Origin of the sequence: Gelidibacter sp., from assembly GCF_039916245.1 — a bacterium.
Taxonomy (GTDB): domain Bacteria; phylum Bacteroidota; class Bacteroidia; order Flavobacteriales; family Flavobacteriaceae; genus Gelidibacter.
This window is the reverse complement of the sequence record NZ_JBDSLS010000212.1, coordinates 1-12,322: the sequence shown is the minus strand read 5'-3', so window position 1 is coordinate 12,322 and position 12,322 is coordinate 1. Positions and strand designations below refer to the sequence as shown.

Sequence of the window (12,322 nt, the reverse complement as noted above, 5' to 3'; positions counted from 1 at the left end):
ACATATTATGGCTGAATTTATTAAAATCTATGAGGAGAACCCGAATGCTAAGGAGATAAAGAAAGTAATTGATGTGCTGAAGGCTGGTGGATTGATAATTTATCCTACCGATACTGTTTACGGATTGGGATGTGATATCAATAATATCAAGGCCTTGGAGCGTGTGGCGCAAATTAAAGGTATAAAATTGGACAAAGCCAATTTTTCTTTTATCTGTAGTGATTTGAGTAACTTGAGTGATTATGTGAAGCAAATAGATTCAACCACGTTTAAAATATTAAAACGCGCCTTGCCAGGGCCTTACACTTTTATTCTTCCAGGTGCCAAAACGCTTCCGCATCCTTTCAAAAAGAAGAAAACCGTTGGTATTAGGGTTCCTAATAACAATATTGCTTTAGAAATAGTAAGACAATTGGGACGGCCAATTATTTCAACATCCATTAGAGATGAAGATGAAATTATTGAATATACCACAGATCCAGAGTTGATTTTGGAGAAATGGGACAACCTGGTGGATTTGGTAATTGATGGTGGTTATGGCGATAATTTGGCTTCTACCATTATTGATTTGTCTGAAGAAGAGCCTGTAATAGTGAGAGAAGGTAAGGGGAGCTTGGAGATTTTTTAGCAAGCTATTTTCTGGTGTCAATGAAAGATTCATCATTGATCTTAAAGGATAGAAAAAAAAATATAGAGTCAAGACTTTTGACGTAAGGGGTTAAAATACATTTTTTAAAACTTGAATTTTATCAAGGACTGTATGTTTTAAAAGCGTCCCAGACCATTAATAAAAGGGATAGCATAAACGTTTTTATATATCAAATCCAAAAACAAAGATTAGCTTCGGTGAACCTACGGTTTCCTGCCTTCGCAGAAATAAAAAAAGCTCAACCGTTAAGTTGAGCTTTTTTAATTATATTAAAACTTATTGCTTATTTTCTTGCGTCTTCAGCAATCATGTTTTTCATTTCTTTTTCAACCATTTCGTAGAATTGGTCAATTTTAGGAAGTACTAAAATACGAGTACGTCTGTTGATTGATCTGTTTTCAGCAGTATCATTAGATACTAATGGCACATACTCGCTACGTCCTGAAGCAATTAATTGTTTTGGATTAACACCTAATTGTTCCAATACTCTAACAATAGAAGTTGCACGTTTAACACTTAAATCCCAGTTGTCTTCAATTACGCCACCTTTTTTGTAAGGTACGCTATCTGTATGACCTTCAACCATACATTCGAAATCAGGTTTTCCGTTTACAACTGTTGCAACTTTAGCTAAAATTGTTTTAGCTTTTGCAGTTACGTTGTAGCTTCCGCTTTGAAACAATAATTTGTCAGCAATAGAAATATAGACAACACCTTTTTCAACATTGATTTGGATGTCTGGATCGCTCAAACCAACATCTTTCTTCAAGCTTGTTACAATAGCTAAAGTAACACTGTCTTTTTTAGTTAACGCGTCTTGTAAACGTGTAATTTTAAGATCTTTTTCTTTAAGGCTTTCTAGAGATCTTTCAAGATTCTCAGCACCTTTCTGAGTTAAAGTTGTTAAGTTGCCTTTGGTGTCAATTAAATCCTGATTGGTTCTACGCATATCAGCCAATTGCTCCTGTAAACCTTCAACACGTGCTAAAGCAGTAGCTCTCTCAGAGATGCAGCTGTTTAATTTTACTGTTGCGGTGTTTAATAAATCTTGTGTTTCTTTTTGTTTAGCTTCAAGTGCTGTGTATTGTTTTTTAGATACACATGAACTTAAAATAAGCAATGAAAACACGCTTAAAAAAATGATTTTTTTCATAATGGTAGTGATTAAATAATTAGAAATTTACGTGCCAAAAATATATAAAAAACCTCACTTAATAGACGGATTAACAAAAATTTTAACAGATTTGATTATTCGCTAAATTTCTTCCGATTTTTTACAAAATAAAGCCATACAATGGATCTCGTTTTATAATATTTTGAAAGCGAATCGACGTGCATATGTTGTTTTAATAACTGACGTTTTCTCAGCAAATACGGGAGGCTAGCATAGAAACTATAATGCGCTTTTAGGATGGCCATAATATGTTTGAGTTTAAACTCTGACAGAAATTTTAAAGCAGCAAGACCGTCCAGAAAAAGTCGCGTAAATATTAAAATGAACAAGTTTTTAGGAGCATTTTTTGTTAAAGTGAACAAACTGTTTCTGAAATTGAGATAAGTCTTCCTTGGATTTGTTGTTTTTAAAGTGGCGCCGCCAACATGATATACGGTCGAAGCACCCACATATTTTGCAATAACTCCTGAGTTATGGGCGCGCCAGCACAAATCAATTTCTTCCATATGGGCAAAAAATGATGCATCAAAACCGCCTAAGGTTTTAAACACCGATTTTCTGATAAAGAAGCAAGCGCCAGAAGCCCAAAAGATCTCAGTGGTGTCATTATATTGACCAGTATCTTTTTCAATCGTATCAAAAATGCGCCCTCTGCAGTATGGATATCCGAATTTGTCGATAAATCCACCTGCCGCGCCAGCATATTCAAAATAGGCTTTGTTTTTATAATCTAGAATTTTTGGTTGGACGATAGCCGTTTCAGCTTCGGTCTGGAAAATGGTGTAAATGGGTTTTAGCCAATCTGCCGTGACTTCAATATCACTGTTTAAAAGACAATAGATGTCTTCGACAACGTGTTTTAAGGCATCATTATAGCCTTTGGCATAGCCACCGTTTTTCTTGTTTTGAATGATTTTTACCGTTGGATAAGTGGCTTTCACAAATGCAACCGAATCGTCCGTAGAAGCATTATCAGCCACATAAATAACCGCATCCCCAGAATGCAGAATTACTGAAGGCAAGAATTTCTCCAACAAATCTTTACCATTCCAGTTTAATATAACAATTGCTATTTTTTGTTTAGCCACGAATTCACGAATTTTATTTTTTATTAATGAATGGTATAAAAAAAAGGTTGATTATTAATCTACTAAATTTTTGTCGATCCATACTGATTTTTTATTTTTCTAACCTCTAACATACTCCGGAATATCCTTCAAAAATACATACGTCTCCGCCTCAAAATCCATCTGACAGTAATAGTGTTCCAAGCCATTGGTTACCATTAAATAAGTAGCTTTTAATGCTAAGTTATACCGTGCAATTTGATCAAATGTACTTTGGTCAATTGGGATTTGTGGGGCTTTGCATTCGACAATCAAATGGACATCGCCTTGCGTATTAAAAACTACAATATCATAACGTTTTTTCAAGTTGTTGATGGTCAATTCCTTTTCAACATTAATTAAGGAATGCGGGTATTTCTTTTCAGTCATTAAGTACTGAACGCAGTGTTGACGCACCCATTCTTCGGGTTGTAAAATGATAAACTTTTTACGAACGGCGTCGAAAATAGATACTTTATTTTCGCTATTTTTGAATCGAAACGAAAACTTTGGGAAATTGAGTGGTTGCAAGGCTTTTAATTTAGACAATCCCAAAGTTAATCTTCAATAGCCAAATACCAAATTCCTTGAGGGAAAATCGGGGTTTGGTCATTGCGAATTTGAAAATTTATAAATTTTGGACGAAGTTAAACAGATAGTTGCTGATATCAAGAGCAGAAAGTTGAAACCGATTTATTTTTTAATGGGCGAGGAGGCGTATTATATAGATCGGATCTCAGATTTTATTGAGGATAATGTGCTTACTGAAGATGAACGCGGATTTAATCAGATGGTGCTTTACGGACGTGATGTGTCCATAGATGATATTGTATCGAATGCGAAGCGTTTTCCTATGATGGCCGAATATCAAGTCATTATTGTCAAGGAAGCTCAGGATTTATCACGAACCATCGAAAATCTTGTCAATTACGCCAAGCAACCACAACCTTCTACCATTTTGGTAATGAATTATAAGTACAAAACGATTGATAAGCGAAAGTCACTCTACAAAACCCTGAATAAAATGGGCGTTGTTTACGAAAGCAAAAAGCTTTATGAAAACCAAGTGGCGGATTGGATCAAACGGGTGTTGGCGCCAAAAGAATATGGTATTGCTCCCAAAGCAGCTCAAATGCTGGTCGAATTTTTGGGAACGGATTTGAGTAAGATCAATAATGAACTGAATAAACTTCAGATTATTTTACCCAAAGGAACGCAAATCAGTCCGGAGCATATAGAAGAGAATATTGGGATTAGTAAAGACTTCAATAATTTTGAATTGCGAAAGGCTATTGGCGATCGCGATATAAAAAAGGCACATCAAATCGTCCACTATTTTGCAGAAAACCCGAAGGACAATCCGATGGTGGTTACCGTGTCTTTATTGTTTAATTTCTTTTCACAATTGCTCCATTTTCATGGTATGACCGATAAATCACCTCGAAATGTGGCTTCAGCATTAAAAATAAATCCTTATTTTGTAAATGAATATGTGACGGCAGCTCGTAATTTTCCGATGCGGAAAGTGAGTGAAGTTGTGGGTGTTTTACGTGAATTTGATGTTAAAAGCAAAGGTGTGGGTTCCAATGCGGTTTCGCAAGGCGATTTACTTAAGGAACTGTTGGTGCGGATTATGAGATAGATTGAGGTTTCCCGCCTTCGCTAAAGCTACTGACGGGTGAGCTTATTTCTAGTTTCTTGTTTCTGGTTTCAGGTTGAGCTTGTCAATTGTTGAATGTATCTTCATTTTATTTTAAGTTTCTGTTGCTATTTTTTAGAACTTCGATTTCAATTTCAATTTCAACTTCAATTTAATTTAATTTTCACGTTTTACAACCTCTTAAACTCTAACATCATTTTTTCTAACCTTTTAAAATTGGCATCATAGGTCTCTCGAGTAGACGTTAAATCAATCCATAAATAGGATTTGGAAGTTTCAACAATGATATAGCAACAGTTGTAAAAAGTGTCATAAGCTTTCAATTGTACTTTAAAAGCCTTTCCAATAGTTGCAAATTCATCCATGTTTTTTTTGAACAATACGATATGATCTTCCGACCATTTGGGAGTATCGCCTGACTTGTATCCAGTAATGACCCAGTTTTCAAAATTTGCTAAGGATTTAAATTTATCCTTATCAAAAGCCTTAAATAAAAGGGCAGCTTTCGATTTGTCTATTTCAGGCAAAGTGCCTCCAAAAAAGTTAGTACTTGGTGTTTCTTTGATTTCCCACCATTTAGGAATAATTACTTGGTAGGCGAATGTAGTGTCTGTGTAATTCAGTTTGTCCTGACCTGATTTTTGTTTTTTTATAATTTCTGAAACAGAATTAGAAGCTGTTGACTTTGTTTGAGAAAAACCTATAAAAGACACTTGCAAAAGAAGAATCAAGGTCACCGAAATTTTTATGTTCATGCGCGAAAATTAGGGTTTTGTGATATGTTTTTTTATTTCAGCTGCCTCGGTGTCGAGAGGTATTGGTATTCTCTAATCTAGAGAATTAGAGTTTGAATACTTTCGAAGTGAAGATTTTATCTTATAATTTCTCCAGCTCCAAATGATAATCGTATTGTAAGTCTTCATGTAAAGTGCCTACTATCTTTTTTATAAGCAAAATCTGACGCTCATAGATATTGATGAGCGTCACATTATCAAAAATGGAAGGTTTGAACTCTTTTAAAACAAAACAAAAATGGAGTAGAAGTTCCACTTCGGTTTCTTTTTTTAACGAATATCGGGCGTATTTCTTAATATTTCTAAGAATCTTACGAACGCTTTTCTTAATATAGAAATAACTATTGGTATTGATCTCCTCAAACTGTTGATCTATTTCAGCTTTCACGGTTTCGATATACCCAGATTCATCGTGCGCTTCAAACAACAAATAAGTAAGCAGTTCCTTGTTTTCTTTTTTAAACTTAGAAAGACGCAAACAAAGCTCCAGCAATTCTTCGGCGGAGCGATGCTTTAATTCTTTCTTAATGGTAACAACAGAAACCGCTTTCATCTCAAACTATTTTTTACCGTCCACGGAATACTTTCCAGCACCCGCCAAAGCGATAGCGATAAAGGCAATCATATACATAATCGCTTTTTCCTTAACGGCAAAATCGTCATGAGCATGCACTACAAAAGTCGCAGCTGCCATGGTCAAAATAGTAGGAATGGCCGCAATCCGTGTTTTAAAGCCGATGAGCACTAATAATGGACCAATGGCTTCACCTAAAACTGCTATGATAAGTGTGGCGGTTCCACCAATGCCAATAGGATCAGGGAATCCAGAAGGATTGCTAAAAAGCATGCTGACTTTTGGAATACCGTGCGTCAACATGGCTCCTGAAAAGCCAATTCTTAAAATAGCAAGTGCAAAATCGTTAAAATTATTTTTCATTTAAAATGGTGGTTTTAAGAATGAATGGATGTATTCAGAATAAAAATGTGATGTCTGAATCAGAAAATGAACTGGATTTATAAATTATCTTAATTTCGGATATTTGTCAGGACTGACTTCATGCATCATCGCATAAACATTTTCAAAAATATCTTCAACTGAAGGTTTTGAAAAATAGTCGCCATCCGTACCATAGGCAGGACGGTGTGGACGCGCCGTTAAGGTTTTTGGCTGACTGTCTAAATATTGATAGGCGTTTTGTGTGCTTAAAATTTCATTCAGGATAAATGCAGAAGCCCCACCCGGAACATCTTCATCAATGATCATTAATCGGTTGGTTTTGGCAACACTTTGGACAATATCATGATTTAAATCGAAAGGCAACAAGGACTGAACATCAATCACTTCGGCGTCGATTCCCACTTCTTGTAATTCTTTGGCCGCTTGTTCAACCAAACGCAAAGTGGAACCATAGGATACTAAGGTGATGTCATTACCCTTTTTAACTGTTTCCACCACGCCGATCGGTGTTTTAAACTCTCCCAAATTAGTTGGTAACTTTTCTTTAAGGCGGTAACCGTTTAGGCATTCCACCACTAAAGCAGGTTCATCACACTCCAAAAGTGTGTTGTAAAAACCAGCAGCTTTAGTCATATTTCGGGGCACCAAGACATGGATGCCTCTGATCAAATTCAAAATACCTCCCAATTGAGATCCCGAATGCCAAATACCTTCCAATCTGTGGCCTCTTGTTCTCACAATTACTGGTGCTTTTTGCTTGCCGTGTGTTCTGTAATGTAAAGTGGCAAGGTCATCGCTCATGATCTGAAGCGCATAAAGAATATAGTCCAAATATTGAATTTCGGCAATAGGACGTAAACCGCGCATAGCCATCCCAATACCTTGACCCATAATAGTAGCTTCACGAATGCCAACATCGGCAACTCTAAGCTCTCCATACTTTTCCTGTAAGCCTTCCAAACCTTGGTTAACATCGCCAATTGCTCCTGTGTCTTCACCAAATATCAAAGCTTCAGGATGTTTATTGAAAATGACATCAAAATTATCGCGAAGCACCAAGCGGCCATCTACATCTTCTGCGGAAGCGTCATAGGTTGGTAGAACCTCTTTGATATATAAAGCCGATTTTTTTGATTGGCTAAATAAATGGGAACTGTATTTTGGTTGAATCCGCTCTAAATAGGCATCGATCCAAGCGTTGGTAGCATCTTTTTGGACAGAATTTTCGGAAATCACATAACGCAATGATCTTCTTACCGCTGATGCAATATCTTTTCTGACAGGCTCCGCAATATGGGATAATTCCGTAATCACATGTTCAATGAAAACTTTGTTGGCACTTGAATTGGCTAAATTAGTAATCAATTGAAAAGCTTCCTGTTGTTCCTCTTTTAAAGGGGATTGATAGGCGTCCCAAGCGGCTTTTTTGCCTTCTCTAACGTTCTTTTTTATGTTTTTATCGATGGTATCCAATTCAAATTCCGTAGAAATGCCATTGGAAATCATCCAGTCGCGCATTTTACGAATACAATCGCGTTCGATTTCCCAATCTAAACGCTCTTTGCTTTTGTAACGCTCATGGGATCCAGAGGTGGAGTGGCCTTGAGGCTGTGTAAGTTCAACAACATGAATCATCACAGGGACATGTTCTTCCCTTGCAATTTTTGAGGCTCGTTGATAGGTTTCAACTAAGGCGACATAATCCCAGCCCTTAACTTTTAGTATTTCGTAGCCTTTATTTTGCTCGTCGCGTTGGAAACCTTTTAGGATTTCTGAAATACTTTCTTTGGTAGTTTGATGTTTGGCGTGCACTGAAATGCCATATTCATCATCCCAAATACTGATAACCATCGGTACTTGCAAAACTCCTGCAGCATTGATGGTTTCAAAAAACAAGCCTTCACTGGTACTGGCATTTCCGATGGTACCCCAAGCCACTTCATTTCCTTTATTTGAGAATTTAGTGCTGTCAATACCCTTGACATTTCGATATATTTTTGAGGCTTGTGCTAAGCCTAAAAGCCGTGGCATTTGTCCTGCGGTAGGAGAGATGTCGGCACTTGAATTTTTTTGTTGTAAGAGGTTTTTCCACTCGCCTTTTTCATCTAAACTGTGTGTGCCAAAGTGGCCACCCATTTGACGTCCTGCCGACATCGGATCGTGGTTAATATCAGGATCGCCATATAATCCGGCAAAAAACTGCTGAATACTCAATTCGCCAATCGCCATCATAAAGGTTTGATCCCTGTAATAGCCAGAGCGGAAATCGCCGTTTTGAAATACTTTGGCCCATGCCAATTGAGGCACTTCCTTTCCGTCTCCAAAAATTCCAAACTTCGCTTTTCCAGTCAGAACTTCGCGTCTGCCCAACAAACTACACTCTCTGCTGGTCATTGCAATTTTATAATCACTTAAGATTTCGGATTGAAATTCTTCGAAGGATATGTCTTTGGTTATTTTTGGCGTCGTTTGCATATAGTGCGTATTGGTTATTGCAAAAGTAGTTAAATTCGAATGGTTTTGCAATTCAAATACCTATTCAACGATAATATTACATTGTGGTCATTAAACAGAAACACCTTACCGCGTTAGGGGTAAGGTGTTGTTTTGTAGCGTTTTATTTGTGTTTACTCCTCGAGTAAGGTCGTGTTAAAGAGTTTTAAAATACGCTTATATTCATCCGTCCAACTGCTTGGCTCCACAAAACCATGATCTTCTGCTGGATAAACGGCCATTTCCCAATTGTCCTTGCCCAATTCAATCAAACGTTGTGCTAAACGCACCACATCCTGAAAATGTACGTTAACATCCAGCATGCCGTGAGCTATGAGGAGATTGCCTTTTAAGCCTTCTGCAAAATAAATAGGCGAGGAGCGTTCGTAGGCGATAGGATCATTAAAAGGCTCGTTTAAAATATTGGCAGTGTATCCGTGATTGTAATGTGCCCAATCTGTAACCGAGCGCAATGCCGCACCAGAAGTGAAGGTATCCGCTTCATTAAATAGAGCCATTAACGTGATAAATCCGCCGTAGCTGCCACCATAGATACCGATTTTATCCTTGTCAATGCCGTAATTTTCCATCAGATATTTAGCGCCATCCACTTGATCAGATAAATCTTTTCCGCCCATATGTCTGTAAATTCCAGTACGCCAATCTCTGCCGTAACCTGCACTTCCTCTGTAATCGATATCGATAACGGTGTAGCCTAAATCGGTTAATAAGTTATGAAACATATATTCTCTAAAGTAAGAAGACCACCATTTATGGACATTCTGAAGATAGCCTGCGCCATGGACAAAAATTACCGCAGCATTATTTTTAACTGAGGCTTCAGGTACATAAAGTCTGGCAGGCACCTGCGCGCCATCTTCAGCTTTAAAGCTAATGAGTTGTGGATCTCTCCAATTATAGCTTTTGAAAACGTCAGATTGTCCTGAAGTCAATTGAATGGCTTTGGACTTAGCGTCGTTCTTTTTTAGATAAAGCTCCCAAGGTTGGTTGCTATAGGAATGAAGAATCGCAATATTTTTTTCGTCCGGAGATAGGCTCACATCATTATTCCCAGTCATGCTGGTCAATTGCTCCATTTTCCCTCCCATTAAAGGCATTTTATAGAACTGACGTTCGCCAGGACCTACTTCAGAAGTGGTGAGGTACCAGCTTTTTTGATCATTGGACATAAACGGATCGAAAACTTCATAATTCCCTGAAGTCAAGGCTGTTTTATTGCCATTGTTGACTTCTAAAAGATATAAATGAGAATAGCCAGTGGCTTCCGATTGAAAATAAATATGCTTGTTATCTGGCAACCAGCCCAAAGTGCCACCGCCCAGCGACCATCCAATACCAGGGCCGGCAATCCATGCTTCATCACGCTGTCTGTCTAAACTGGTTAAGGCACCAGTAGTTAAATCTATTTTGGCAATCCAACGGTCTTTATTGTCTTTGGAGCGCACATTCACGATCGCCTGTTGGCCATTATCAGAAAAATAAGCGTTTGAAATCGTAATATCGCGGTCTTTTTCTTCCCAAACCTTGTTTGGATAATCTTTAACGTAATCTGGTAAATCTTTAATGCCAGGTAAGGTGTTGGTTTGAACTTTATAAACCGTGTCTTTTTCTATATTATAAATGGCCAATTCCACTTTGGTTGGGTCATCGCCAACTTTAGAACGGGTGTTCAAATCTTTGGTGTAGCTGGACGCATCAATATAATTTGGAACGATGGTATTATCGCTTTTACCACGATGGTAGAGGTTAAACGTTACATATTTTGCATCTGGAGATACTTTCAGATTAAGGATTTGAGCGTTGCCAGCATAATAAGTATAGGGATCTTTGTCTTTGCGTTCGTCTTTGATTTTTTTTGTGCTTTCTTGTTTGTCTTTGCGTTCTTTGACAACACTTAGTAATTTCAGATTTTCCTCTTCCAAAAACGAGGCTTTTTCTGATGATTTAGGCTCTTTCTTTTTCGATTCGTCTCCCGATTTAATTTCGGTTAACTTCTTTAAGATGCCTGATTTTTGTGAATAGATATAGGCATTGTTCTCCGCTTCAAAAGCTATCCAATCTTCATTGGCCAAGAAATAAGGGCTACCGATGTTTTTTGGGAATTGTAGCAATTCTGTTTTTTTACCAGATTTGACATCAAGGACAATTAAAGCGTTGCCTTTGGAATAAATCTTTTTGGTTTTTGCTTTATCGAAAGTGCCTCGAGTAAAATCGATGTTTTTTTCTTCGGTCCAGCTTACTTTTTCAATTTTTTTAGGATTTGCCAATCGGAGGCGATATAAAGAATCCGATGGATCATTATCCGAATTGTAATTAAAATAAATAGCGCTGCTGTTTTGGTCCCATTTTACATTTGAAGGGAATGTCCCCATCCATTTGGGATCTTGCATTATTTCCTCAACGGAAAGTTCACTTTTTTGCGCGTAGATGTTGATGAATAGAAATGAAAATAGGAGGCTGAAGAAAATGGATTTACTCATTGATATGAAGTTAGTTGTTGGTTTTAAATTAAAGCACAAATGCTCGATTACAAACTTATCAATTTTCAATAAGTTTTAAGCATAGACTTGGCGTTAAATAAATTTGAAAATAAGTGATGGATTTAGATGATAACGGATTGCTAAGTGTTATTACACAGAGATGCGCGGAGATTTTATTGAGCTTCACGGTGTTTTATGGACTTGGCAACTTAACAACTCACATCTCAACGTACATTACAAAATCTTTGCAGTTAATCTTCATGCTTGTGTTTAAACGCAAGGACGCTAGGTTTTTTCGCAAAGGTCGCAACGGAATGGCGATGTTTTTGTGTTTCATTTTCTAATTCAAGTTCAGATTCATTTTCAATTTAAACTTCATTTTCAATTTCAAATTCTCCGCGTCCCTTGCGCTCAACTTTGCGCCCTTTGAAATTAAACTTCATTCTTGTGATTAAACGCAAGGACGCTAGGATTCTTCGCAGAGGTCGCAACGGAATGTCGTTAATCTTTTGTATTTCAACTTCTAATTCAAGTTCTGATTCATTTTCAATTTCAAATTCTCCGCGTCCCTTGCGCTCAACTTTGCGCCCTTTGCGGTTAAACTTCATTCTTGTGTTTAAACGCAAGTACGCTAGGTTTTTTCGCAAAGGTCGCAACGGAATGTCGTTAGTCTTTTGTGTTTCAATTTCTAATTCAAATTAATTTTCGATTTCTACTTCCAGCCTCCGCTAAAGCTGCGGACGGGCAAGCGATTTCAAACTTCATTTTCCAAATATCATCAAAACCACTTCCTCCTAAAAAGACCCAATAACACCTCAGGATCTAATGTGAATTTAATACGGATTCGCTGGCTATAGTTGGGTTGATCAATTTCCCATCCTAAATTTGAATAGAGCGGGAAATAAAGTTCGAAATAATCGGTTACTAAATTGAGTCGAATTCCAGAGTCATACATAAATTCGGGATTGAAGGATCGGTTTTTCACCA

12 protein-coding genes are annotated in these 12,322 nt (G+C 37.4%); 2 read left to right on the top strand and 10 right to left on the bottom strand.

All coding sequences use genetic code 11. The features are described from left to right. The first annotated feature begins 7 nt into the window (after positions 1-7). On the top strand, positions 8-628 hold the full coding sequence (locus ABIQ28_RS11255; protein WP_348037328.1) for an L-threonylcarbamoyladenylate synthase: 621 nt from the start codon (positions 8-10) through the stop codon (positions 626-628). 304 nt (positions 629-932) lie between these two features. Here the strand turns inward: ABIQ28_RS11255 and ABIQ28_RS11250 are convergent, their stop codons facing one another. The 3 genes from ABIQ28_RS11250 to ABIQ28_RS11240 form a co-directional block, all read right to left on the bottom strand. After that, positions 933-1,802 carry a flagellar motor protein MotB gene (locus ABIQ28_RS11250; protein WP_348037324.1) on the bottom strand — a complete coding sequence of 290 codons (870 nt, stop codon included), beginning with the start codon at positions 1,800-1,802 and terminating at the stop codon, positions 933-935. A 95-nt stretch (positions 1,803-1,897) separates the two neighbouring features. Next, positions 1,898-2,911, bottom strand: a complete 1,014-nt coding sequence (locus ABIQ28_RS11245; protein ID WP_348037322.1) for a glycosyltransferase family 2 protein — start codon at positions 2,909-2,911, stop codon at positions 1,898-1,900. A gap of 99 nt (positions 2,912-3,010) precedes the next feature. Then, positions 3,011-3,460, bottom strand: a complete 450-nt coding sequence (locus ABIQ28_RS11240) for a type I restriction enzyme HsdR N-terminal domain-containing protein (RefSeq protein ID WP_348037326.1) — start codon at positions 3,458-3,460, stop codon at positions 3,011-3,013. Between the two features lie 106 nt (positions 3,461-3,566). On the opposite strand from ABIQ28_RS11240, the gene holA reads away from it, so the two are divergent. After that, entirely contained in the window at positions 3,567-4,571 is a 1,005-nt protein-coding gene (gene holA / locus ABIQ28_RS11235; protein WP_348037320.1) for a DNA polymerase III subunit delta, read from the top strand. Positions 4,572-4,759: 188 nt separating this feature from the next. On the opposite strand, the gene ABIQ28_RS11230 is transcribed toward holA, so the two are convergent. From ABIQ28_RS11230 to ABIQ28_RS11200, 7 genes are all read right to left on the bottom strand, one after another. Beyond that, positions 4,760-5,344, bottom strand: coding sequence for a hypothetical protein (locus ABIQ28_RS11230; RefSeq protein ID WP_348037318.1), 585 nt, complete (start codon positions 5,342-5,344; stop codon positions 4,760-4,762). Positions 5,345-5,465: 121 nt separating this feature from the next. After that, positions 5,466-5,936 (bottom strand): hypothetical protein, encoded by a 471-nt coding sequence (locus ABIQ28_RS11225; protein ID WP_348037316.1) that lies wholly within the window; start codon positions 5,934-5,936, stop codon positions 5,466-5,468. A gap of 6 nt (positions 5,937-5,942) precedes the next feature. Continuing rightward, positions 5,943-6,320 (bottom strand): DoxX family protein, encoded by a 378-nt coding sequence (locus ABIQ28_RS11220; protein ID WP_348037314.1) that lies wholly within the window; start codon positions 6,318-6,320, stop codon positions 5,943-5,945. A gap of 84 nt (positions 6,321-6,404) precedes the next feature. Continuing rightward, on the bottom strand, positions 6,405-8,816 hold the full coding sequence (locus ABIQ28_RS11215) for a thiamine pyrophosphate-dependent enzyme (protein WP_348037312.1): 2,412 nt from the start codon (positions 8,814-8,816) through the stop codon (positions 6,405-6,407). A gap of 152 nt (positions 8,817-8,968) precedes the next feature. Next, positions 8,969-11,335 carry a prolyl oligopeptidase family serine peptidase gene (locus ABIQ28_RS11210; protein WP_348037310.1) on the bottom strand — a complete coding sequence of 789 codons (2,367 nt, stop codon included), beginning with the start codon at positions 11,333-11,335 and terminating at the stop codon, positions 8,969-8,971. Positions 11,336-11,703: 368 nt separating this feature from the next. Then, complete coding sequence (locus tag ABIQ28_RS11205; RefSeq protein WP_348037308.1) at positions 11,704-11,961, bottom strand: hypothetical protein; 258 nt, start codon at positions 11,959-11,961, stop codon at positions 11,704-11,706. 152 nt (positions 11,962-12,113) lie between these two features. Then, the coding region (locus ABIQ28_RS11200) for a hypothetical protein (RefSeq protein ID WP_348037306.1) at positions 12,114-12,322 on the bottom strand (209 nt) is incomplete at its 5' end.